22 protein-coding genes are annotated in these 23,565 nt (G+C 69.1%); 10 read left to right on the plus strand and 12 right to left on the minus strand.

Translation table 11 applies throughout. The annotated features are described in order from the left end of the window. Nucleotides 1–3: 3 nt before the first annotated feature. Entirely contained in the window at nucleotides 4–1,119 is a 1,116-nt protein-coding gene (gene tal / locus B7K20_RS12340; protein ID WP_084102829.1) for a transaldolase, read from the minus strand. Nucleotides 1,120–1,363: 244 nt separating this feature from the next. On the opposite strand from tal, the gene zwf reads away from it, so the two are divergent. Both zwf and gnd read left to right on the plus strand, forming a co-directional pair. Further along, entirely contained in the window at nucleotides 1,364–2,785 is a 1,422-nt protein-coding gene (zwf, locus tag B7K20_RS12345; protein WP_084102830.1) for a glucose-6-phosphate dehydrogenase, read from the plus strand. Nucleotides 2,786–2,873: 88 nt separating this feature from the next. After that, a complete protein-coding gene (gene gnd, locus B7K20_RS12350; protein WP_234985830.1) occupies nucleotides 2,874–3,911 on the plus strand; it encodes a phosphogluconate dehydrogenase (NAD(+)-dependent, decarboxylating) in 1,038 nt (345 codons plus the stop codon). A gap of 12 nt (nucleotides 3,912–3,923) precedes the next feature. On the opposite strand, the gene B7K20_RS12355 is transcribed toward gnd, so the two are convergent. Then, the gene (locus tag B7K20_RS12355) at nucleotides 3,924–4,388 is read right to left on the minus strand and encodes a hypothetical protein (protein ID WP_084102831.1); all 465 of its coding nucleotides are present in this window, start codon (nucleotides 4,386–4,388) and stop codon (nucleotides 3,924–3,926) included. 87 nt (nucleotides 4,389–4,475) lie between these two features. Between B7K20_RS12355 and B7K20_RS12360 the strand changes: the two genes are divergently transcribed. After that, entirely contained in the window at nucleotides 4,476–5,399 is a 924-nt protein-coding gene (locus B7K20_RS12360; RefSeq protein ID WP_084102832.1) for an SDR family oxidoreductase, read from the plus strand. Nucleotides 5,400–5,461: 62 nt separating this feature from the next. Here the strand turns inward: B7K20_RS12360 and B7K20_RS12365 are convergent, their stop codons facing one another. The 3 genes from B7K20_RS12365 to B7K20_RS12375 all read right to left on the minus strand — a co-directional run bounded on the left by B7K20_RS12365 (nucleotide 5,462) and on the right by B7K20_RS12375 (nucleotide 8,620). Then, complete coding sequence (locus tag B7K20_RS12365; RefSeq protein WP_084102833.1) at nucleotides 5,462–5,680, minus strand: hypothetical protein; 219 nt, start codon at nucleotides 5,678–5,680, stop codon at nucleotides 5,462–5,464. A 452-nt stretch (nucleotides 5,681–6,132) separates the two neighbouring features. After that, nucleotides 6,133–6,966, minus strand: coding sequence for a phosphodiester glycosidase family protein (locus B7K20_RS12370; protein WP_084102834.1), 834 nt, complete (start codon nucleotides 6,964–6,966; stop codon nucleotides 6,133–6,135). 28 nt (nucleotides 6,967–6,994) lie between these two features. Next, nucleotides 6,995–8,620 carry a sodium:proton antiporter gene (locus B7K20_RS12375; RefSeq protein WP_084102835.1) on the minus strand — a complete coding sequence of 542 codons (1,626 nt, stop codon included), beginning with the start codon at nucleotides 8,618–8,620 and terminating at the stop codon, nucleotides 6,995–6,997. 123 nt (nucleotides 8,621–8,743) lie between these two features. Here B7K20_RS12375 and B7K20_RS12380 point away from each other — a divergent pair, with 123 nt between their 5' ends. Further along, nucleotides 8,744–9,037 (plus strand): hypothetical protein, encoded by a 294-nt coding sequence (locus B7K20_RS12380; protein WP_084102836.1) that lies wholly within the window; start codon nucleotides 8,744–8,746, stop codon nucleotides 9,035–9,037. Nucleotides 9,038–9,047: 10 nt separating this feature from the next. Here B7K20_RS12380 and B7K20_RS12385 read toward each other — a convergent pair whose 3' ends face one another. Beyond that, nucleotides 9,048–10,190 (minus strand): Rv2578c family radical SAM protein, encoded by a 1,143-nt coding sequence (locus B7K20_RS12385; protein WP_084102837.1) that lies wholly within the window; start codon nucleotides 10,188–10,190, stop codon nucleotides 9,048–9,050. A 48-nt stretch (nucleotides 10,191–10,238) separates the two neighbouring features. Continuing rightward, on the minus strand, nucleotides 10,239–11,009 hold the full coding sequence (locus B7K20_RS12390; RefSeq protein WP_144018685.1) for a hypothetical protein: 771 nt from the start codon (nucleotides 11,007–11,009) through the stop codon (nucleotides 10,239–10,241). Nucleotides 11,010–11,249: 240 nt separating this feature from the next. Here B7K20_RS12390 and B7K20_RS12395 point away from each other — a divergent pair, with 240 nt between their 5' ends. The 4 genes from B7K20_RS12395 (at nucleotide 11,250) to B7K20_RS12410 (ending at nucleotide 15,523) form a co-directional block, all read left to right on the plus strand. Continuing rightward, nucleotides 11,250–13,163, plus strand: coding sequence for a DUF4914 family protein (locus B7K20_RS12395; protein WP_084102839.1), 1,914 nt, complete (start codon nucleotides 11,250–11,252; stop codon nucleotides 13,161–13,163). A gap of 107 nt (nucleotides 13,164–13,270) precedes the next feature. Continuing rightward, a complete protein-coding gene (locus tag B7K20_RS12400) occupies nucleotides 13,271–13,777 on the plus strand; it encodes a GNAT family N-acetyltransferase (RefSeq protein WP_200809104.1) in 507 nt (168 codons plus the stop codon). A gap of 65 nt (nucleotides 13,778–13,842) precedes the next feature. Beyond that, entirely contained in the window at nucleotides 13,843–14,496 is a 654-nt protein-coding gene (locus B7K20_RS12405) for a sugar O-acetyltransferase (protein ID WP_234985831.1), read from the plus strand. 103 nt (nucleotides 14,497–14,599) lie between these two features. Then, nucleotides 14,600–15,523 (plus strand): hypothetical protein, encoded by a 924-nt coding sequence (locus B7K20_RS12410; protein WP_084102841.1) that lies wholly within the window; start codon nucleotides 14,600–14,602, stop codon nucleotides 15,521–15,523. A gap of 10 nt (nucleotides 15,524–15,533) precedes the next feature. Here the strand turns inward: B7K20_RS12410 and B7K20_RS12415 are convergent, their stop codons facing one another. Both B7K20_RS12415 and B7K20_RS12420 read right to left on the minus strand, forming a co-directional pair. Then, nucleotides 15,534–15,989, minus strand: coding sequence for a DUF1801 domain-containing protein (locus tag B7K20_RS12415; protein WP_084102842.1), 456 nt, complete (start codon nucleotides 15,987–15,989; stop codon nucleotides 15,534–15,536). 1 nt (nucleotide 15,990) lies between these two features. Beyond that, nucleotides 15,991–17,394, minus strand: a complete 1,404-nt coding sequence (locus tag B7K20_RS12420; RefSeq protein WP_084102843.1) for a serine hydrolase — start codon at nucleotides 17,392–17,394, stop codon at nucleotides 15,991–15,993. A gap of 173 nt (nucleotides 17,395–17,567) precedes the next feature. On the opposite strand from B7K20_RS12420, the gene B7K20_RS12425 reads away from it, so the two are divergent. Then, complete coding sequence (locus B7K20_RS12425; RefSeq protein ID WP_084102844.1) at nucleotides 17,568–18,968, plus strand: hemolysin family protein; 1,401 nt, start codon at nucleotides 17,568–17,570, stop codon at nucleotides 18,966–18,968. Then, nucleotides 18,961–20,016: a hemolysin family protein gene (locus B7K20_RS12430; RefSeq protein WP_084102845.1), complete on the plus strand. Its 1,056-nt coding sequence runs from the start codon at nucleotides 18,961–18,963 to the stop codon at nucleotides 20,014–20,016. Before B7K20_RS12425 ends, B7K20_RS12430 begins: the two co-directional genes overlap by 8 nt. Nucleotides 20,017–20,075: 59 nt before the next feature. On the opposite strand, the gene B7K20_RS12435 is transcribed toward B7K20_RS12430, so the two are convergent. From B7K20_RS12435 to B7K20_RS12445, 3 genes are all read right to left on the minus strand, one after another. Further along, on the minus strand, nucleotides 20,076–20,228 hold the full coding sequence (locus tag B7K20_RS12435) for a methionine/alanine import family NSS transporter small subunit (protein ID WP_084102846.1): 153 nt from the start codon (nucleotides 20,226–20,228) through the stop codon (nucleotides 20,076–20,078). After that, entirely contained in the window at nucleotides 20,225–21,889 is a 1,665-nt protein-coding gene (locus B7K20_RS12440) for a sodium-dependent transporter (RefSeq protein ID WP_084102847.1), read from the minus strand. The genes B7K20_RS12435 and B7K20_RS12440 overlap by 4 nt, the downstream gene beginning before the upstream one ends. A 132-nt stretch (nucleotides 21,890–22,021) precedes the next feature. After that, nucleotides 22,022–23,565, minus strand: a 1,544-nt coding sequence (locus B7K20_RS12445; RefSeq protein WP_234985832.1) for an HNH endonuclease signature motif containing protein, incomplete at its 5' end; no start/stop codon positions are given.

Raw genomic sequence — 23,565 nt, forward strand, 5'->3', positions numbered from 1 at the left:
CGCCTAGCGAGCGAGCTGTTCGCGCACGCGCGTGAGCAGGTCCTCCCATGCGTCGGCGAACTTCGCGATGCCCTCGTCCTCGAGCTGCGCGGTGACGTCATCCATGTCCACGCCGGCGGACGTCAGGGCGGCGAAGGTCGCACGCGCCTCGTCACCGGTTCCGTGGACGGTGTCCCATCCCTCGGTCGAGGCGGGCACGGGGCCGTGGTCGGCGTAGGCGTCGATGGTCGACTCGGGCATGGTGTTGACGGTTCCTGCGGTCACCAGCTCGTCCACGTACATCGTGTCGGGGTACGCGTCGCTCTTGACCGACGTCGAGGCCCACAGGGGTCGCTGCGGATGGGCTCCGGCGGCCGCGAGCGCCGCCCAGCGCTCGGACGCGAGGACGTCCTCGTGGTGCTCGAACGCGAGGCGGGCGTTGGCGATGGCGGCCGTGCCCGCCAACGGCGAACCGGGGCCGAGTGCCGCGATGCGCTTGTCGACCTCGGAGTCCACGCGCGAGATGAAGAACGACGCGACCGACTCGATGCTGCTGAGGTCACGCCCGGCGGCGTGGGCATCCTCGAGACCCGCGAGGAAGGCGTCGACCACCGCGGCGTAGCGCTCGAGCGAGAAGATCAGGGTGACGTTGACGGAAATGCCCTCACCGATGGCCGCGCGAATCGCGGGCAGGCCCTCGACGGTCGCGGGGATCTTGATCATGGCGTTGGGGCGGTCGACGAGCCACCACAGCTGGCGTGCCTCCGCGATGGTCGCCTCGGTGTCGCGAGCGAAGCGGGGGTCGACCTCGATCGAGACGCGCCCGTCCACGCCATCCGTGGCCTCCCACACGGGCCGCAGCACGTCGCACGCGGCGCGCACGTCGGCGGTGGTGATCATGCGCACCGACTCCTCGACGTCCACGCCCCTGGCGGCGAGCTGTGCGATCTGGTCGTCGTACTGGTCGGAGCCGGACACGGCCGCGGCGAAGATCGACGGGTTGGTGGTGACACCGACGATGGACTTGCTCGCGACGTCGCGCGCGAGCGATCCGCTCGCGAGGCGCTCGCGGCTGAGGTCGTCGAGCCAGATCGAGACGCCGGCGGCGGACAGGGCGGCCAGCGGGCTGGTGGCGGTCATGAGGACTCTCCTTGCATCGTTGCTGTACTGGGGCATATCCGCGTCAACGAGGCCGCCCCAGGTGGGATTCCGCCCGCCAGCATAGACAGCGGCCGATGCCATGGCGGAGCGGGCGAGCCGATGTCACCGAGCGTTCATGTCGCCCGGGGCGGCGCGACCGGCTGGGGGCGCTGGTGCATGACCGCGTCGCGCCCCGTAGGCTGGCAATGACGACCTACCTGCCCGTTTCGTTGTTGGGAGAACCATGGCTGGAGCCGCACCCGGCACCCCGTCCGACGCTCTGGTGTTCTTTGGCGCCAGCGGCGACCTCGCCCGCAAATCGATCTTTCCCTCGCTGTACCGCATGGTGAAATCGGGCACCCTCACGGTGCCCGTCATCGGCGTCGCGTTCTCGCAGTGGACCGTGGAGGACCTGCGCGAGCGAGCGCGCGAGGCGGTACACGCCAAGCACGGCGACGACGTCGATGAGCCGGCACTCGAGCGGCTGACGGATCTGCTGCGCTATGTCGACGGCGACTATCGGGACGGGGCGACGTTCGCGCAACTGCGGGAGGTCCTCGCCGAGTGTTCACATCCCACGCACTATTTGGCGATCCCGCCGACGCTGTTCGGCACGGTCATCACCGGCCTCAAGTCCGTGGGGCTGCACGAGGACGCGCGCGTGGTGGTCGAGAAGCCCTTCGGGCGCGACCTTGCGAGCGCGAAAGAACTCAACGCCGTCATCCGCGACGCGTTTGACGAGGAATCGATCTTCCGCATCGATCATTTCCTGGGCAAGGAAGAGATCATGAACCTGCTGTACTTCCGTTTCGCCAACGCGATGTTCGAGCCGATCTGGAATCGCAACTACATCCAGTCCGTCCAGATCACCCTCGCGGAGGACTTCGGCGTGCGCGACCGCGGCTCCTTTTACGAGTCCGCGGGCGCGCTGCGCGACGTGGTCGAGAACCACCTGTTCCAGATCGTGGCCCTCCTCACCATGGAGGCGCCCACGTACCAGGGCTACGGCGCGGTGCAGGCGGCGAAGGCCAACGTGTTCAAGGCGATGCGGCCGCTCACCCGCTCGGACTACGTGCGCGGGCAGTTTGTGGGCTACCGCGACGAGCATGGTGTGGACCCGCACTCGGACGTCGAGACCTACGCGGCCGTCAGGTTGCAGATCGACTCGTGGCGCTGGGCCGGGGTGCCGTTCTACCTGCGCACCGGCAAGTGCCTGGCCGTCTCGGCCGGCGAGGTGGTCGTCGACTTCAAGCGTCCGCCGCAGGCGCTCTTCGACGATGCCCAGGATCCCGACCAGCACCCCAACCGGTTGCGGTTCCGCCTGTCCCCCGAGGGGGAGATTGGCCTGTCGGTTCGCGTGAAGCGGCCCGGCGAGGAGTTTGTGGGCCACGAACAGGAGCTACGCCTTCCCACCGAGAGCCCGCTCGAGCGCGAGCCCTACGAGCGGTTGCTGGCCGACGCCCTGCGAGGCGACAGCGCCCTGTTCACCCACGAGGAGTCCGTCGAGGCCGCGTGGCGCGTGGTCGACGCGGTGCTCACCGACCACGCTCCTGCCATCCCCTACCAGCCCGGCTCGTGGGGACCCGAGGAAGCCGCTGGCCGGCTCATCGGCGAGGACGGGCCGTGGCACAGGCCCGTCGTGGCCCCCGATCACGGCGGCCATTAGGCGCCCGCGCCGCCACACCGCAAACCGACCCGACCTACCCAGCCGACCACGGCATCGGCCCGTGAGACCCGACGACGAGGAGACACAGATGACGACGACCCCCATGCAGTTGGGAATGATCGGCCTAGGACGGATGGGCGCGGGACTCAGCCGGCGACTCATGCGCGACGGCCACACGGTCGCGGTGCATGACGTGTCGGCGGACGCCATCGACGCGCTCGCCGCCGAGGGCGCCATCCCCGTGCACGACGTCGCGGAGTTTGCGACGGCGCTCCAGGTTCCGCGCGCCATCTGGGTGATGGTGCCCGCCGGGCGCATCACCCAGGGCGTGATCGAGTCCCTCGCCGCGGTGCTGGAGCCGGGCGACACGATCATCGACGGTGGTAACAGCTACTACCGCGACGATCTCGCGCACGCCGCGACACTGTCAGACAAGGGCATCCACCTGGTCGACTGCGGCACGTCGGGCGGCGTGTGGGGACTGGAGCGCGGGTTCTGCCTCATGGTGGGCGGCGAGGCCGAGGTGGTGCAGCGCCTGGCTCCCATCTGGGACACCATCTCCCCCGGCATCGACACCGCCGAACGCACGCCGGGGCGCACCGGCGATCCCACGCCCGCCGAGCGCGGCTGGCTGCACTGCGGCCCCAACGGCGCGGGTCACTTCGTGAAGATGGTCCACAACGGCATCGAGTACGGCCTGATGGCCGCCTACGCCGAGGGGCTTAACGTGCTGCGCAACGCCAACATCGGCTCGCGGGAGATGACGGCGGACGCCGAGACCGCACCGATGGCCAACCCCGAGTACTACCAGTACGACATCCCGGTGGACGATGTCGCGGAGGTATGGCGACGCGGCTCCGTGGTGGGATCGTGGCTGCTGGACCTCACGGCCGAGGCACTGCACCGGGATCCCGACCTCACGGAGTTCTCGGGCCACGTGTCCGACTCGGGCGAGGGCCGCTGGACCTCGATCGCCGCAATCGACGAGGGCGTACCGACACCGGTGCTCACGACCGCGCTGTACTCGCGCTTCGCCTCACGCGACCTGGACATTTACGCCGAGAAGGTGCTCTCCGCGATGCGCAAGGGCTTTGGCGGGCACGAGGAGAAGCCCACGGGCGAATAGGACGCGGGCGCGCTACGCCTCGACTCTCAGGCGCACAGTCTCCACCAGGCCGGGCTCGTCGGCCACGCCGAGGTAGATCTCACGGCTGTCTCTCAGGGTGAGCACGACGGCGGAGGAGCCCGTCGTCGTGTACGCGCGCGCGTTGCGGTGAGTCACGCCCCACCTGAGGCCCCACCCACCGAACTCGCGCAGCGGCTTATAGTCGCGCCGCTCGACGGCCACGACATCCTCGAGCGCGATGGTGCGCACGGTCATCCCCGCGAGCCCGACGCGGATGCCTTCCGTCCCCACCTCAATGACCATCGGGATGAACAGCGGCGCGACGAGCACGGCGATGGTGACGCCCGCGAGCCACGGCGCCTCGTTCCAGCCGTCGGCGGCGAAGAACAGCACGACGACCGCGATCAGGGACACGATCAGCGCGGTCGCCACCAGCGTGTTCTGGAAGGACCACTGGACAGAGCGGTACGTCGGCATGACGTCCAGCCTGGCACGGACGGCTTGGCGGCGGCATCGGCCACAGGATGGAACAAGCGCAGGCGCCTCCCGGTTGTCGGTGAGGACATGGACGCCGACAGCAAGGAGGACAACGTGACCTTTAACCAGCTCTCGTTCGACAATCCCGCCGAGCGCTTTTCCGACATGAAGCCGCAGGCACAGCACCAGCGTTTCCCGGGCTCGGACGCCGATCTCACTCCCCCGGCCGATCACGGCGAGACCTCCTACCGAGGCACCGGCAGGCTCACGGGTCGCAAGGCGCTGATCACCGGCGGCGACTCGGGGATCGGTGCGGCGGTCGCGATCGCGTTCGCCCGCGAGGGCGCCGACGTCGCGATCAACTACCTGGAGGCCGAGCGGGCCGATGCCGAACGCATCGGCGGCCTCATCGAATCTGAGGGCCGCAAGGCGGTGCTCCTGCCTGGCGACCTTCGTGAGCGAGAGACCAGCAGGCGCCTGGTGGCAGACACCGTCGAGGCTCTGGGCGGGCTCGACATCCTCGTCAACAACGCGGGCAACCAGGTCTATCAGAAGGACTTCCGTGAGTTCGACGAGGAGGAGCTCGACAAGACCCTGCGCACCAACATCGACGCGATGTTCTGGCTGACCAAGGACGCCTTGGCGCGTATGGGGCCTGGCTCCACCATCATCAACACCACGTCGGTACAGGCGTACAAGCCCTCGCCCATCCTCATCGACTACGCCTCGACCAAATACGCGATCAACGGGTTCACGAAGGGCCTCGCCATGCAGTTGGCGGCCGAGGGCATCCGCGTCAATGCGGTCGCCCCCGGCCCCATCTGGACTCCCCTCCAGGTGACGGAGGGACAGCCGCCGGAAAAGGTCGAGCAGTTCGGCGAGAACACGGCCCTGGGCCGCATGGGCCAGCCGGTCGAGCTCGCTCCCGCCTATGTGTTCCTCGCCTCCCCCGAGTCGAGCTACGTGGTGGGCGAGACCATCAACGTCAACGGCGGGCTGCCCACGCCGTAGGGGCTCCGCTGGCTTCTCACACGGCCGATGCCGTGGCCGCGCAGGCGCGGTCGCGCCGCCCATCAGGCGGCGCGACCTGCCATCGCGAGGCCCGCGCGGGCGGCGCGGGCGCGCCGCACCGCGCGGTAGTAGGCGCGCCGGGCGCGCCTGGCGAGGTGCTCCCTCGCGCTCAGCCGCGGCCGGTGGTCGCGTTCGGCGACGCGGTCCGCGTGCAGCAGCTCGGGGTGGTTCGCCAGGTGCTGCGCGAGCAGCGCCATGGTCTCTACGGGGTACTGGTTCATGTCGATTCACCTCCCCTCGTGCGTGTCGAGGGGCCTGTCGTCACGCGTCACAAGGGTCTGCTCGCGACGCGACGGAGGAGACGCCCCTGGATGCGCGGATAGCGCTCAGGAGCGAGAGGCGCTCACGCGTACCCAGTCAGCGGGCAGCAGGTGGCGCGGGGCAGACGCAGAGGTCCGCAAGGCGGACTCAATGGTCCGCGGGCGTGGGGCCGTGGGTCGCTAGCCGTTAAACGACTGCGTGCGCACTACGGGGCGCCAGGGCGCGACGACACGGCGGGCGTCAAAGCCCAGCGAGTTCTGGATATCCATCATCGTGTCGCCTCCCTTCGAGCGAATCGAGCCCGGCCGGTGCCGAGCGGCCTCAACGTAGCACCAGCGCGCCTGAGCGCGCCAGGAAGTTTTGCCAAGTTGTAACACAACGGACAATTGCCGTCCGCCATCCGCGTGTCGTGTCAGCGCTCGCGCACCGTGATGATCCCCGCGTAAGGGCCATCAAGGGGCCCCGGTTCCCCGTCCCCGGCGACCCACAGCGTGGAGATGTCGCCGTCGAGGTAGAGGGCGTCATCCACGCCGAGCTGCTCGGCGAACAGCCCGGCGAAGTCCCACAGATTGGTCAGGCTCAGCGAGATCGCCAGGTACACGGTGTCGCCGTCGGGACTCACCCCCACGCCGTTGCGCACCGCGAGATTGGCGGAGCCCTCGGTGAACTCCGGATGCACGTCGCCATCGAGCAGGAGCGCGGGCCCGGACTGGGTCGCCTGGGTCACCGTGGAGCCGGCTGCTGGGTTAAACTCGTGCGACTCGGTGACCTCGGCCGTGGCGTCCTCGCGCACGGCGAAGACCGCGTTGGGAAGCAGATGAAAGTTGCCGCCGCCCTCGCGCAAGTTGACCGCGGACAACTCCTCCCCATCAGCGATCAGGAGACCGCCCGGCGTCAGGTCGTCACTGAAGATGCCCGCGTTCGTGGCCACCTCGATGTCGGTCTCGACCTCCAGCAGGTCGCGCAGCATGGTCCCGGTCTCGTCGGGCCACTCGACCCGCACGTCCCACTGGTCGAGAGGGAGGGTCACGACCCGGTAGCGGTTGCCCGCGTGCTCCACCACCTCAGCGTCGACGGCCGATGCCGTGGCGGGCTCTCCCGTCGTCTCCCCGTCCGTAGGGCTCGCGCCGGGCGAGGCGGTCACCGTGACGGTGGGCCGCGAGTCGTCGGCCGTGCACCCGGTGAGCGCCATCGCGACGGACACCCCGGCGGCCGCGACCAGAAGGGTGAAGCGCGCGGACGTCATGCGGCGAGTCTAGGCGGCGTCACTCGCGCTAGAGCTCGAGCCTGATCTGCTCCGTGTCGAGACGGTTGAGGGTGTCGGACAGGAGCGCCGAGGAGAAGATGCCTAGGTGGCGTGCGTCGATGAGGGCCGCGCGCTCGACCTCGATCACCGCGATTCTCGAGCCGAGGGCGGCGCTCCCCCCGGCATCGGCCACCGCCTGGGCCAGGTGGGCGTCGAGCTCGTCCTGCTCGCGCGCGGCCTCGTCCGCGTTCGCGCCGCGTGAAGGCTTCAGCCACTCGACCACCCAACGCACGGTGCCGCCCTGGATCACCAGGGATCCGACCGCGACGAGGTACGCGATCAGCACCAAGAGGGCACGATCGGGGGTGTCCGTGGGGAGCGTCTGGGCTGCGGCAACCGTGACGACGCCACGCATCCCCGCCCACACCATGACGGCTCCTTCCCGCCGTCCCAGCGGGGCGCGCATGAGGTAGCTGGCATCGGCCTGGGCACGGGTGAGGTGGCGGTCCACATGCTCGTGGGGGACGTCACCGCGGGCGATGCGTCGGCCCGTGATGCCGCCGGCGGCGCGACCCACCTGCCTGATGGCCTCGGTGTGCGTGTCGGGGTCGGCGAGTCGGGTCCGTATGCCGTCGAGGTGAGGGCGGAGTCGCTCGGCGCGGCGTGCGCGTGCGGCCTGGGCGGCGAGCAGGGGCGCGATGAAGGCGGCCCGCAGCACCAGGACGAGGACGATCGTGACGAGCGCGATGATGCCGGCGAAGGCGAGGCCCTCGTGCTCCGCCTCGACCTCGCGCACCACACCGACGATCTCGAGGCCCACGATGAGGTAAACAACTCCCTCGAGGATCAGCTCGATCGCATGCCAGGTCTGCTGATCGGACAGGCGCACCTGTGGCGACAGCGCCTTGGCGGCACCGTTGCCCGTGACGAGGCCGCACACGACGGCGGCGACCAGGCCAGAGGCGCCCACCATCTCGGCAGGAACCGAGGCGATGAAGGGCACCGCGAGCGTGAAGACGGTGTTTGCGGTGGTGTCCTTGATGCGGCTGGACACCCACAGGTTCACGCGGCCGATGACGATGCCGATGATGACGGCGACCGTCATGGCGAGGATGAACTCGAGCGCGATGTCCCACACGGTGACCGCGGCGGCGGCCGCGGCGACGGCGCCGCGTAGGAGCACGAGCGCGCAGGCGTCGTTGAGAAGGCTCTCGCCCTCGAGCAGGCTGACCATGCGCGGCGACACGCCGAGCCGCTTGATGATCGAGGTGGCGACCGGATCCGACGGCGACACGATCGCGCCGAGAGCGAACGACCACGCCCACGACAGGTCGTCGATGACCCAGTGGAAGAAGGCGCCCAGCACCAGGGTCGACAGGATCGTCAGCAGGATCGACAGTCCGGAGATGGAGCGGAACTCGCGGCGGAAGTCGGTGGCCGGGATCGAGGCACCGGCGGCGAACAGCAGCGGCGGCAGGACGCCGGCAAGGATGACCTCGGGGTCGATCTCCACCGTCGGAACCCCGGGCAGCAGGGACGCACCGAAGCCGAGCGCCACGAGAATCAGCGGCGCCGCCACGCCCACGCGGGGGCTCACGGCCGTCGCGATGGCAATGGCCACCAGCGCAAAGACTCCGACGATCAGGATCTCCACGTGTGCCGCTCCTCCCCTGGTGCCTGCGGATTCATCGTAGTCACGCGGACTCTCCCTGGGACTCACGGCCGTCTCGAGCGCGTCGCGGACGGGCGTAGCATCGAGGAGCCGGAAGGAGGCCCCATGACTACCGCACAGCAGTCCGCCGTGCGTGCTCACCTGAGCACGCGCACCCCCGTACCGACGTTCAAGTCGGCGATGGGCCGGGAGCGGGCGCCGATGCGAATGTGGGTCACGGGCTTCACCCAGCGCGGCATCATGGTCAGCGACGGCGAGGGCGCGGCGGTGTGGATCGTCGACGAGCGCTCACGTCACGCCGTGGAGCAGGCCCTCAACGTGGGAATCTCTGCGCTGGACCTGCACGACGACGGCACCGCCGTGATCGCCGGCACCGAGCTCAACATCGCGCCCTGGTAGGCAACCGACGCTAGAACAGCGCGTCCTGCAGCTCGGCAAGATTGCGCTCGGCGCCGTGCCCTGGCGCGTCGCCCGTGGTCGCGTCGCGTCCAGCCCTGCCACTGACGCGGGTGCGCCGCCACTCGCCGTTGCCGTCGCGTGCCTCGGCACGCTTGACCGCGCCCGCGCTCGATCCCATCGAGCCGGTGTTGGGGTCCTCGACGGCGCGTTCCAGGCCGTGGCTGCGGATCAGCGGCTTGATGCGGTCGGCAAGCCACCTCCGGTATCCCTTGGGCGCATACGAGCCGTCGTCATAGAGCTCGCGGTAGCGCGGGGTGAGGTCGGGCCGGTGGGTGTTGAGCCAGCGGGCGTACCACTCCTTCACACCAGGGCGAAGATGAAGCGCGGTATAGGTGACGGAGGTCGCTCCGGCCGCCTTGATGCGCGCGAGAGCGGCGTCGAGGTGTTCCTCGGAGTCCGTGAGGAACGGCAGGATCGGCATCATGAAGACGGCGACGTCGAAGCCGGCCTCGGCGGCGGCGGCCACGGTCGCGAGGCGGGCGGTGGCCGTGGGCGTGCCGGGTTCCATCGACTGCTGAATCTCGTCGTCCATGATGGCTATCGACATGGCGAGATCCACCGGCACCTGTGCGGCGGCCGTGCTCAGGCGCGGCAGGTCCCGGCGCAGCAGCGAGCCCTTGGTGAGGATCGAGAACGGGGTGCCCGCGTCCGCGAGCGCGTCGATGATGCCCGGCATCAGGCGGTAGCGGCCCTCCGCGCGCTGGTAGGGGTCGGTATTGGTGCCGAGCGCCACGTGCTCGCGCTGCCATGACCTTTTGGCGAGGTCCTTGCGCAGCGCCTCGACGACGTTGACCTTGACGATCACCTGGTTATCGAAGTCACGGCCCGCGTCGAGCTCCAGGTACTGGTGGCTGGGCCGCGCAAAACAGTAGACGCACGCGTGGCTGCATCCGCGGTACGGGTTGATGGTCCAGGTGAAGGGCACGGCGCTCGACTGGCCCACCTTGTTCAGCGCGGTCTTCGCGAGCACCTCGTGAAAGGTCACGCCGGCGAACTCGGGGGTCGTGACCGAGCGCACCAGGTTGCTGATCCTCGCCAGGCCCGGCAGGGCGTCGGCGCTCTCGGCGGCGATCGCCTGCCCTTCCCATCGCATGCAAGGATTCGAACACATGTTCGACTGGCGCGCAAGCGCCGCGCCGGATCAGCCCTCGAGATCGACCTGACGCACCCCGAGCGTGAAGTGGGGCATCTCCCCCTCGGGCACCGCGACATCAACCGTCATGGCCGTCGCGTCGCGCTCCTGCGGCGCCGGAACGCTCCACGCGACGTGGTCCACCTCCGCCTCGGGCTGGCCGATCACCACCGGCGAGCGGCCGCACCCGAACTCGTCGTCGGCGGCCACCAGTCCTTGGAGGTAGTAGATCTCGGTCTCGCCGCCCGTGGGGCAGGGCCCGAACTCGGCCCACTCGGTCATCCAATAGTTGTCCACGGTCGCGGGCTCCCACGCGAGCTCAACCCACACCTCACCGCGCGGCTCCCCCGTCGCCTGCCACACCCACCGAGCGTCACGAGACTGCGTCGCCCACCGAGCGCTCGCCACCGCGCGGTAGTAGTCCTTCGCGGGGTCCTCATCGGGCACGCGATAGACGTCGACACACGCCGCCGCCTCACCCTCGAACACCACCGTGGCCAAGAACGCGGCCCGCAGGTCAGAGGCCACCCACACCAAGGGCTCCACGCACGAGGTCTGCACCGGCCCCGTCAGGCCGCTCGCCGGGTCCACAGCCACCACGGGAGCGCCCTCGGGACCTCCCACCGCCTGCGGATCCCCGTCATCGAGCGTCGCGCGCGCCGCGATCCACACCACCACAAGCACCAGGACGGTCACGATCAGCGCGACGCGCACCCCCGCCCGGCGTGCTCGACTCCTGGCGCGCTCGTCCGTCCCAGGAATCTCCGCGGTCTGCGCCATGACGCCCCCTCACGGCCGCGCGGGCGTCCATGCCCGCTCGTGCCTGGCCAGAGCATATGGCCTGGCGGACCCCAGCGAAAGTGCAGAAAAAACGCGACCCGGCCGTCGCATCGGCCCCCGGGACGTACGTCCCTTGGAGATTTCTTTGCCGTCGCAATACTCGAAGGTGGGGCGCCCGGGCCTCGCACACAACCATCACAGCACAGGCCACCAGGCCACCGCACGCGAAGGAGCCCGTCCATGTCCATCATGCTCGATAACCCGGTCCTCGCCAGCGTCTCGCTGGGCCCGGAGCTCACGGCGGCGCTTGCGGCCGCCCTCACGGTCACCGTGCCGGCGACGCGCGACGAACTGCATGCGCTCGCGCTGGGGCCCGACGGCGGCCCTCACCACCGGGTCGACTACGACGTCGACGGCGAGGTCGTCACGGAAGCGACCGTGACGCGCTGCCGCAACGGCGTGGCCGTCAACTACCCCGAGGACTACATGCGCCGGCGCGACCCGAAGTGCATGGTGATCGCGGATTCGCGACCCACGGACAAGACGCGTTTCGCGGACCGGTTCGGGCAGTCCTTCGCGGGCACCCGCTCCGACACATTCGCATGGCTCGCGGACCAGGACCTCGTGGTGGTGCCGTTCAAGGCAGGCGGGCTGACGTATGGGTCGCCGTCGCTCGCGGTCGTGCCGATGAATGCGGCGTTCTTCGCACTGGCGCTCGTGGACCTCCAGGGATGGGTGACGTTCGACGAGCTGGGCCCCTTCACGCCCCGGTCGATCCTCTACGTCGCTCCCCCGTTCCGTCACACCCACTTCGACGGCAAGCAGGTGGTGGTGCACGACCGCACCGAGGACCTTCACGAGATCTTCGCGTACAACCTGTACCCCGGCCCCAGCGCAAAGAAGGGCGTGTTCTCGGTGCTGCTCGACATCGGGGAAGCCGAGGGCTGGATCACCGCACACGCCTCGTCCGTGAGGGTGACCACGCCGTACGACAACGAGACGGTCATCATGCATGAGGGCGCCTCGGGCGGAGGCAAGTCCGAGATGTGCCAGGAGCTGCGCCGCGAGGACGACGGGCGCGTGCTGCTGGGACGCAATGTGGTCACGGGCGAGGACTACCACCTCACCCTCGCGGAGACCTCGGACCTCGCGCCCGTCACCGACGACATGACGCTGTGCCACCCGTCGATCCAGGACGGCAGCGGCAAGATGGTCGTGGCCGATGCCGAGGACGGCTGGTTCGTCCGCGTCGACAACCTCACCTCGTACGGCCAGGATCCGCACTTCGAGCGCGCCGTCATCCACCCCGACGAGCCGCTGGTGTTCTTCAGCATTGACGGCGTGGCCGATGCGACGGTGCTGCCATGGGAGCACACCCCCGACGCGGACGGCACGCCCTGCCCCAACCCGCGCGTGGTGATCCCTCGGCGCGGGATCGAGGGGATCGTGCACGAGCCCGCCGCCGTGGACGTGCGCACCTTCGGCGTGCGCATGCCCGCCTGTACCAGGGACAACCCAACCTACGGAATCATGGGCATGGCGCACTTTGTGCCGCCGGCCATCGCATGGCTGTGGCGCCTGATCGCCCCGCGCGGCGATAAGAACCCCTCGATTGGGGAGGCGGCCGATGCCGTAGCCACCTTGGCGCACGGCGGCATGGTCTCGGAGGGCGTGGGCTCGTATTGGCCGTTCTCGACGGGCACGAAGGTGGCCGCGGCGAACCTGCTGCTCGAGCAGCTGACGACCTACGACAGGACGCGCTACGTCCTCACCCCCAACCAACACATCGGCGCCTACAAGGTGGGCTTCGCGGCCGAGTGGCTCACCCGCGAGTGGCTCGCCCGCAAGGGCGGCGGGCGGATGAGGGCCGACCAGCTCGAGCCGGCGCGCTGCGCGCTGTTCGGGTACGCCCCCACCGAGGTCACGCTCGACGGGCAGTCGGTGCGCCGCACACTGCTCCGGCCCGAGATGCAGTCTCAGGTGGGCACGGAGGTCTACGACCGCGGGTGTGCGATCCTCACGGGCTTCTTCAAGTCCGAGCTCGAGCAGTTCCTCACGCCAGAGCTGTCCGAGCTGGGCCGGCGCATCATCGAGACGTGCCTCGCGGACGGCACGGTGGCCGACTACGAGGCGCTGACACCGATGACGCGGTGACGGCGTCGTCGCCTGCACGATGACGACTACCCCGCCCGCACGGCGCAAGTTTCACCGTGCGCGCGGGTGCGCCCGCGCCTAGTGTCGGAAGCATGGACTTGGCGACGATGCCCACCAGAACCGCGACGCCGCATGACGCGGCGGCGCTTGCCGCCATGCTGTGCGACTTCAACAGGGAGTTCGAGGCTGCCGTCGACGACCTCGCGGTCGTCGAGGCACGCCTCAGCCGCCTACTGGCGCGCCGCGATTTCTTCGCAGTGTTGGTGGGTGCGCCCGCGATCGGATTCGCAACGGTCGCACTGAGGGCCACAGCCTACGGCGATGGCGACGTGGCGGCGTTGGAGGACCTGTATGTGAAGCCCAGTGAGCGCGGCCGCGGGGCAGGGTCCGCACTCATGACGGCGCTGGGCGCCCAGGCACGCGCGCGCGGGATCGCGGCGGCCGAGGTCTTCGTCGACGAGCCCGACGCGGACGCCTTGCGCTTCTACCAGCGCCACGGCTTTGTGCACCGCGACCCCGCGACGGGCGACCGGGCGTTCTATCTGCACCACGACCTCGACGGCGGGCCGCGCCTGCCCCACCCGGAGCGCCAGTTCAGCGACGCCGCGTCGTAGGTCCCGGCCAGGGGTGTGCGTGACCCCGTAGGTTGTGGGGGTCCCCCACCCCGCAAGGAGCCACCGTGACCGACGACAGCGCGCACGAGTACCGCGCCAAGATGGCCGAGACCCCGGTCGAGGACGACAGCCGCAGCGAGTACGAGAAACTCGCCGCCGACGAGTGGTTTCGCTACCGCGCGGGCCCGGAGCTCGCGGACATGCAACGCGCGACTCTGGCGCGCCTGCGCGAGCTGAGCGGGCTGTATTACGACGAGCCCGGGGTCGCTACGCAGATGCTCGAGGACCTGCTGGGTGCATGCGGGCCGGGGCTCGACTTCCGCCCGCCCATCTACTTCGAGTACAAGGAACGCGTACGGATGGGCAGCAATGTGTTCATCAATGCAAACCTCATGATCGTTGGTTCGGGCATCGTCACGATCGGCGACCACGCCCTCATCGGCCCCGACGCCCGCTTCTATACCGTCAACCACGCCTTCGACGTCGAGACCCGGCGCGAGGGATGGGAGCGCGCCTTCCCCATCACGCTCGAGGACGACGTGTGGCTGGGCGGGTCGGTGGTGCTCTGCCCCGGTGTCACGATCGGGTGCGGTTCGGTCGTCGCGGCGGGCGCGGTCGTCACCAAGGACGTGCCGGCTGGCGTCGTCGTGGCCGGCAATCCCGCGCGCGTGGTGCGCGTCCTCGACGCGGCTCAGGAGGATTCCTCGCCCACCCCCTAGAAAAACTTCGCGGGGCGTGTCAACCGCATCGCCTTCTCGTGCATCACGTTCATGGAGCCGCTCCACGGCATGCAATGACGCACAGCACGTAAAGGAGAGTCCCATGTCCCCGACAACCCAATCCCCAGCATCGCAACGTTCCCAGACCACGACGGTCGGCATCTCGTCGGCCGCGGTGGGGGCGGTCCTCGCCCTCGTCGGCACGTGGGCCATCGGCGGGGCGGCCTCGGCCGATGACCTCATCACCGCCTCGAGCGCCGACTCCGTCGCGCAACAGGCGGCCACCAGCCGCGAGGCAGTCACTGTGCAGGGGGTTCGCTACACCCCAGGTGTCTGTGTGCCGGACGACGGCACGACGGCGGACTCCTCGTCGGGGGCCGATGCGATGGCCGGCTCGCGCACCACAGGCACCGCCGGGTCGGGTGGCTCAGAAGGCGCGAGCGGCTCCGACGGTGCCAGCGCTCGGGGCGCGGACGGCGCGGGCGGCACCGGCGGGAACGACACCGGTGACTCCGCCGTCGAGGCCGAGGTGACGTCTCCCGCGGTCGGCGGCGTCGTCGAGGACACCACGGACGCTGTGGGCGAGGTCCTCGACGGCGTGAGTGACGGGGTCAAGGACACGACCGAGGAACTCGAGGACACGGTCGTCGACGTGGTGCCCGAGGGGCCTCTGCGTGACACCGTGAAGCCCATCATCGACGCGGTCAACGTCTCCGGGCTGGTGGCCTGGCTGCTGGATTCGCTGCTGTGCGCGACCGACTCGGCGGTCTCCGTCACGGCCAGCGACAACGTGGGGGTCGAGGACGTCACGCTCGCGATCGGCGTGGCGGGCTCGACCTTGGTCGACGTCGACCTCGCGCCCAGCGGCGGCAATACGTGGACCGGGGCGGTCTCTCCCCTGTCGGCGCTCGACCTGGGCCTGCTCAACCGGGTGGTCTCGGTCGAGGTGACGGCGGTCGATGCCGCGGGCAACACCGCCACCACCGTCACCCAGAAGACGGTCGAGATCCTGTCCTGCCTGGGCTAACGACCGGTCGTCAGGAGTAAGGCTGCACGCTTGCGGCGTGACGGGCCATCTCGCCGAGCACCTCAAGGTCGAGGTCGTCGGCCGAGCCGAACGTCAACGCGGCGGCGCCGGCCTTGACCTTGTGTCCCGGCGCCGCGAGACGGGGCGCGTAGATGCGCGACAGGTACTCGCGCCCCTCGGCCGCGTTGACGTACAGGCTCACATGACGCTGCTGGCGGGCGAGCCCCACCAGGAACCACGCGACATCCGCGCCGCGCGGGCGCGGCTGCGTGATGTCGCCGTAGCCCACGATGGCCTGCTCGGTGCCGCCCCAGAAGACCCCGCGCCACAGGCGCCGGCTCGCGCCAGGAAGGGACGCGACCAGCACCGCGTCCACGGTGACGAGAGAGTCATCGGCGGCCACGGCATCGGCCGCCAAAAAGTCCTCGACACTCTCACCGGTGGGCCGTACGGAACTCTCCGTCATGTCAGTCGACCGCGGGAAGGGCACGCGCGCCGAAGTGCGCGTAAGCGCCGCCGGACTCGGAGCGATAGAAGGTCACGGGCGACCAGGTCTCGCCGCCGCGAAAGCGGATGGCATAGACCTGACGCGAGTCATTGGCCTCGACGGCCGTGAGCTCGTACTCCTGGACCGGCTCGGGATCGAGGTCCGCGAGCGCGCCCAGCATGGTCAGGCGCATGCGCGGGTGCGGCCCCTCCATGAAGGCGTCCAGCTGCAGGGCGGCGCCGCGATAGCTGCCCTCCCACGCACCCAAAGTGAGGTCGACGGTCTCGGCCGGCGGGACGAACGCGGGGGCAGCCTCGATGCCCGCGACGTCCGCGAAGAACTCCCTGAAGAGAGTCTCGAAGAGATCCTGTGACTGGCCGCCGTTGGCGAGCAGCGTCACCGCAAGGCCCTGCGCGGGAAGGATGCGCAGGAACGCGTGCTGGCCCACCGTGGCGCCGTCGTGGCCCAAGAGCCGCTCGCCGTTCCAGTCGAAGCGAATCCATCCCAGCCCCCACGAATCGCCCAGGGATTCGCGGTCGGGAAGGTCGACCTGATGGGCGGCCATCGCACGGGCCGACTCGGGCATGAGCAGACGCTCACCTGAGAGCCCCGTCCCGCCATGCAGGTGCGCCTGGACAAAGGTCAGCAGGTCGGCGGCGGTGGAGTTGACGAGCCCCGCGGGGCCCACGGAGCGCGGCATCGCCCACACGGGGGCCGGCACGGGATGGGGAAGGCCGACCACGTGACCCAAGGCGGTGTCCTGGAGCAGGGCGTCCTCGGGCAGTGTCGAGGTGCGCGCCAAGCCAAGCGGACCCGCGATGCGGTCGCGGATAGCGGCGTCCCAGGTAGAGCCGAGCACCCGCTCGATGACGCGACCCAGCAGGATGTAGCCCGAATTCGAGTACGACCACGTCTCCCCCACCGGGTGCGCCTGGGCTACCGCGTGCAGGGTCTCGACGTAGCGCTCGAGCGCATCGTCGCCGCGGCCCGTATCGGAAAAGACGTCACCGTCGATGCCGTTGGTGTGGGTGAGGAGGTGCCAGACGGTCAGCGACTCACGAGCGACCTTGTCCGCGAGGGTGAGCTCGGGCAGCACGTCGCAAACTCTGGTGTCGAGGGCAAGGAGCCCCTCGTCGACCAACTGCATCGCGAGGGTGGCGGTCCATACCTTGGTGATCGCCCCGATCTGAAAGACGGTCGCGCCCGTCACCGGCTGCCCGGTGGCGACACGGCTGACGCCGTGGCTGAGGACGTCGATGTGGTCGTCCGCGGCATCGGCCTCCGTGCGGAGGATTCCCAGTTGCGCGCCGGGGACGCCAAAACGGTCCGCGAGCGCCTCCAGGCGCGTCTGCCAATGGGCGGTGTCCACGGTGAAGTCCGTCATACGCCTTCCCCCTTTTCATGGTCTGACTCACCGTAACCGACACTCCCGTGCACGCCCAGGTTCACGTAGAATCCCCGCATGTCCGACGGCCATAGTCCGAAGCGCCGGCCCTTCGCGAGTTCGCGAGTCCCGGCGCCTGCCCCCGTCCACCCCAGCCACCTCGGCGGTGTCGCATGACCGCCGCGTGGCTGCTCTTACTGCTGGCGATCCTGTTGATCGCCGCGAACGCGCTCTTTGTCGCGGCCGAGTTCGCGTTCATGACGGTCGACCGCCCCAGCGTGGATCGCGAGGCGTCTTCTGGCGACAAGCGCGCGCAGTCGCTGAAGTCGGCGATCACGACGCTGTCGACGGAGCTCTCCGGCGCCCAGCTGGGTATCACGGTCACCTCGCTGCTCGTGGGTTTCATCGCCGAGCCGTCGCTCGCGACCCTGCTCGCGCCCGGCCTGGAGGCCGTGGGCCTGCCGTCCGGCTCTGCCATGGCGATCGCGATCACGGCTGCCTTCATCATCGCGACGGCCACGCAGATGGTCTTCGGTGAGCTGGTGCCCAAGAACTGGGCGATCGCGGAGCCGATGCGCATCGGCCGCGCGGTCGCGGGCGCCAACCGCGGCTTCACGTGGTTCATGGGCCCGCTCATCCGCTTCCTCAACGGCTCCGCCAACTGGCTGGTGCGCCGCCTGGGCATCGAGCCGCGCGAGGAACTCGCGTCGGCGCGTTCGGCCGAGGAATTCGAGGCGATCGCGTCACGTTCGGCGGCGCAGGGCACCTTGGAGCCGCGCGTCGCGACGCGTTTGGCGCGTGCTGCTGAGATGCGCGAGCGCACGGCGTCCGACGCGATGACCCCGCGCACGCGCGTGGACTTTGTGGCGGCCGATGCGACGGTCGCCGAGGTGCTCACCCTCGCCTCTCGTACGGGTCACGCCCGCTTCCCCGTCACGGGTGAGGACGTGGACGACATCGTGGGAGTGGCGCACTTCAAGCGTGCACTCGCGGTCCCGGTGCGTCAGCGGAAGTCCACCCCGGTGTCGGAGATCTGCATGCCGGTGGAATCGGTGCCGTCGACCATGCCGCTCGCGGCGGTGCTCGAGGCCCTCCGCGCCGGCTCGCAGGTCGCTGTCGTGGTCGACGAGTACGGCGGCACGGACGGCATCGTCACGCTCGAGGATCTGGTCGAGGAGATCGTGGGCGAGATCGAGGACGAGCAGGACCGTCCCGTCTCCCGCTACCGCCAGCTGGACGACAACCGCTGGTCGCTGTCGGGGCTGCTGCGCCCCGATGAGGCCGGCGACGCGATGAGCCTTGACCTTCCCGAGGCGAAGGAGTCCGACACCCTTGGCGGCTTCCTCACGGAGCAGCTGGAGCGCTTCCCCGTCACGGGCGACGCTATCGAGGTCGCGGCCATGAACGAGGCCGAGCTGGACGAGGACGACCTGCCCACCCCTGTCCAGGTACGCATGACCGTCACGCGCGTGGACGGCCACCGTGTGGACCGCATCATCATCGAGATCATCGAGCCGGAGGACGAGAACGCCGTGCGCAAGAACTTCGCCGAGCAGGAGGGCAGCCATGTCTGACTGGGTAGCGATTGGCCTCACGGTGTTGCTGCTGTTCGGCAACGCATTCTTTGTGGGCTCCGAGTTTGCGCTGGTCTCGGCCAGGCGCAGCCAGATCGAGCCGCGCGCGGCGGCCGGCTCCTGGAGCGCGCGCATCACGGTGCGCGCGATGGAGAAGGTCTCCCTCATGATGGCCGGCGCTCAGCTGGGCATCACGGCGTGCTCGCTGGGCCTGGGTGCCCTGGGCGAGCCCGCGGTGGCGCATCAGCTGGAGAAGCCGCTGGGCGCGCTGGGCATCGAGGGCGCGTGGCTGCACGGCATCGCGTTCGCCATCGCGCTGCTCATCGTGGTGTTCCTGCACATGGTGCTGGGAGAGATGGTGCCCAAGAACATCGCGATCGCGGGTCCCGAACGCTCGGCGCTGCTGCTGGGACCGGCGCTGTACGGCATCGTGTGGATCCTGCGGCCCGTGATCGTGGCACTGAACTGGTTCGCGAACATCGTGTTGCGAGCCCTGCGGGTGTCGCCGCGTGACGAGGTCGAATCGGCCTTCGACGCGGACCAGGTGGCCGCGTTCGTAGCCGAGTCGCGCGAAGAGGGCCTCATCGACGAGGACGAGCACCTGGTGATGTCGGGTTCGCTCACCCTGTCCTTCGAGACGGTGCTCGACGTCCTCACCCCGTGCGAGGAGCTCGAGGTGCTTCCCGTCGACGTGACGCCGCAGAAGGCGATCAAGGCGTCGCTGCGCACCGGATTCTCCCGATTCCCGCTGGTGGACGCGGATGACCGGTACGTGGGCTACCTGCACCTCAAGGACTTCGTGGACCCCGAACGGGGCACCGCGACCAAGCCCATCCCGGACTCCGCGGTGCGCCCATTCACCTGGGTGACGGCCGATGCCTCGCTCGAGCGAGCCCTCACCGCCATGCAGGCGCGGGGCACGCACATCGCGTTGGTGAAGGACCCCGACACCGACGAGGTCATCGGCGCGGCCATGCTCGAGGACGTCATCGAGCGCCTGGTAGGCGAGGTCGTGGACGCGGGCCAGATGGTCGAGGCGGACGCGTAGGCCGGGCGCGTCAGTGACGCTCGGGCAGGCGCGAGAGGCGGGCCATTCCCACCGCGCGGCTACGAGGCGGCGGGATCGACGTGCTCGTCCTCGCCACCGGGCGGGAGGTCGTCGCGCTCTGGCCGGCGAGCCAGGAACCAGATGGCTCCGGCGAGGCCACCCCAGATGACGATCATCGACACGAGCATCAGGGCGATGGCGGGGCCGCTCATGGCTGGCCCTCCTTGTCGTCTGCTTGCGGTGGCGGGGGCGGCGGCGTGGCGCGTTGAGTTGGCGGTGCAGGAGCGGCCGCCGGCTCGGGCGTGAGCATGGGGTCGGGCGCCAGGTCGAGTTGCGGCCGGGTGGGCCACGGGTGGAACTCACCGTGGTCCTTGGCCCAGGCGAAGGCGGGCATCGCGATGGCGACGACGGCGATGAAGCCGAGCGTCCCCCACCCGAAGGCGGCGAGGTACCAGCCGGGGTAGCCCGGGTAGCCGTCTGCCAGGAGCGCGATGAACTTGGACACGAACATGTACAACAACAGCACGGCGACCAGGTTGATCACGATGGTCCACACGCGACCCACGCGGAAGGTGGAGATGGCGGACAGGTGTCGCGACAGTTCGGGTCCGCGGCGAGCAAGCCACAGTGCGGCCGCGATCATCAGCACCGCGCCGAACACCACGCCGAGCTGGTTGGACCACTGGTCCATGACGTCCAACAGGTTGAGGCCGGTGGTGGTGCCGAAGCCGATGATCGACAGGATCGCGGACGGAATTCCGACCGTGAGCGCACCGCGCTGCGGCGACCAGCCGAACTTGTCCTGAAGCGCACTCGACACGGTTTGTAGGACCGACACGAGCGAGGTCAATCCCGCGACGACCAGAGAGCCGAAGAACAGGGCACCGAACAGCTGACCACCGGGCATCTGCGCGATGACCGTGGGGAACGTGACGAACGACAGGGAGATGCCGGTGAGCCCGTCGAGATCGGCGACCGCGACATTCTGTTGGGCGGCGAGGAAGCCGATGGTCGCGAACACGCCAAGGCCGGCAAGCAGCTCGAAGGAACTGTTACCAAATGCCACGACCAGGGCCGGGCTCGTGACGTTGGAGCGACGCCTGCGGTAGGACGCGTAGGTCATCATCACGCCGTAGCCGAGCGACAGTGAGAAGAAGATCTGGCCATAGGCGGCGACCCACACGTCGGGATTGGAGAGCGCCGAGAAGTCTGGGGTGAAGAGCGCGTCAAGACCCTCGGCGGCGCCGTCGAGGAACAGCGCACGGACCACCAGGATCCCGAAGGTGACGACCAGCAACGGAATGCCGATCACGTTGAGCCGCTCGACACCCTTGGCCAGGCCCCGCCACAGCACCACAATCGTCACGATCCAGATCACCGCGAGCGGGATCAGCACCCCGGGCACGAAGTCGAGCGAGAAGCCGGGCGCCGCCGCCTGGAGGTACTCGCCGCTGAAGAAGCCCGCGGGGTCGTCCGCGTAGGCCAGGTCAAAGCTGAAGACGAAATAGCTCAGCGCCCACGCGATGATCGCCGTGTAGTACAGCCCGATGATGAAGCAGATGGCTACGTGCCACCACCCGACCGCCTCGGCCCTGTGGTGCATGCGACGAAAGCTCAGTGGGGCGGAGCCGCGGAAGCGATGGCCGATGCCATGCTCGAGCAACAGGATCGGAATGCCTGCCGTCAGCAGCGCGATCAGGTAGGGGATCATGAACGCTCCCCCGCCGTTGTCGTAGGCCTCGCCGGGGAAGCGCCAGATGTTCCCCAGGCCCACGGCGGAGCCGATGGCGGCGAGGATAAATGCGGTCTGCCCCGACCAGTGTTCGCGCTTGTCACGCGCCTTCGGCGCGGTGGTGTTGGGATGCTGGGCCACGCGTCAACTCCTCACTGGTCGCGACGTACGCGCGGCCGGTCCACTTCCGCGGCAACTGGCACCACGGTAGCGCGGCATGACTGAGAGAGCAGGGCGTTCGTGCCCGACCCGCCGCTGGGCAGAGTTCTCCCGTCAGACGCTGAGGAAGTGATTGAGCTCGGCTTCTTCCTCTGGAGTGGGCCACCAGTAGTCGTCCACCTTGCGGTCACTCTCGAGGAGGTCGGCAATGAAGTGATCGTCGATGACGGGTTCGCCGCCGAGCGTGGGAGGCGCAGCGAGGTCAAGGTCGAAGGCAGCGTCGCCGCCGACGAACCTCTGCGTCTCGTCACCGCCGGGAGGCGTGAAGTAGACCTTGCCGTTGAAGATCTCGATGATCCAGCCGTAGCGGTGAACGTCATGGTGACATCGGGTGCAGAGCATGACTCCGTTGTCCACCGTGGTGAGGCCGCCGAACATCCACCACCGGATGTGATGAGTCTCGCAGTGTGCGGGCGGCGCATGGCACCGTGCGCAGCCGCCGTCGCGTTCCAGCATGGCGTCGCGCTGCTTCTGAGTGAACTTACGGTGCTTCGGATCCTGGTGGAGCACGTTGCCGTAGGTGTCGACGAACTGCATCACGAACTCGGCGTCTCCGCAGCACATCCCGGCCGCCTCGAGCGACACCGGCGTCTCGATGCCGTCGATGGTCGCCAGGCCCGTCTGGCGCTCCAGGTCGCGCTTGTCGACGCGCACCACCACGGACGTGCGCACGCCTGACTTGTGCATCTTGCCGCAGCCCAAGGCGTGGCGGGCCAGCTCATGGAGGGCATCGGCGCGGATCTGTCCGACGGTGCGCTTGTCGTCCCCCGGGGCTTGCTCGTCGCGAGATTGCTTGCGCACGTCACGCGTCGCCAGTTGCTCGATCACCGTGATGATGGGCGCCGCCGTGACAGCGTCAAGCTTGCCATGGAACGTCACCATCCCCGAGACGTCCTGCTTCCACCAGAAGTAGCGCTCCTCGTGATTGCGTCGCTCACGCTTGACGAGCTCCTTCTGATCGACCTTCGCAATCGCGCGCGACACCACGCGCTTCATCTGGTGCACGCTCAACCCTGCGGACTTCTCGACAAAGGCGGCCTCGACCGAATCGAGATAGTCCGGCTCGACGCGGTCGCGCAGCAAGTTGAGCCCCTCGACGATCACGGCCGCGGTCTCGATGGACATCGCGCCCGCCGTCTGTGCCGCCGCGACCAACGGATACTTGGGCCGGGTGACCGGCGCAGGCGGCGGTGCGGGCACAGGCACGGGGCCTCGTTCCCCCGCAGCACCAGCCTTGGACAACAGCACCGGCTCCACCACAGCCACCGGCGTAAACGCGTCCCCCGCCTCCATCGCGTTCTTGGCACGCGCCACGGAACCCCCGGTGAACGACGAGATCATGTTCCCCGCATTGCCATGGCCCTCACGTCGCGCGAAGCCACCACCGGGCTCCTCGGGGGCACTACGGCGCTTCACGTCGGCGGCGTAGCGTGCCGAGAACGCCCCCGCGATCTTTTCGAGCGTGGCGGCCGCCTCCAGTTGCTCCAGGAAATCATCACGCGACAGCGCGGCCACGTCGACGTCCATCAACTCCCGGATCTGGGAGCCGATGCGCTCGATCTGTGCCGCTGAAATGGCCATGACTCTATGACACCAGA

Origin of the sequence: Demequina sp. NBRC 110051 (assembly GCF_002090055.1) — a bacterium.
Taxonomy (GTDB): Bacteria; Actinomycetota; Actinomycetes; order Actinomycetales; family Demequinaceae; genus Demequina.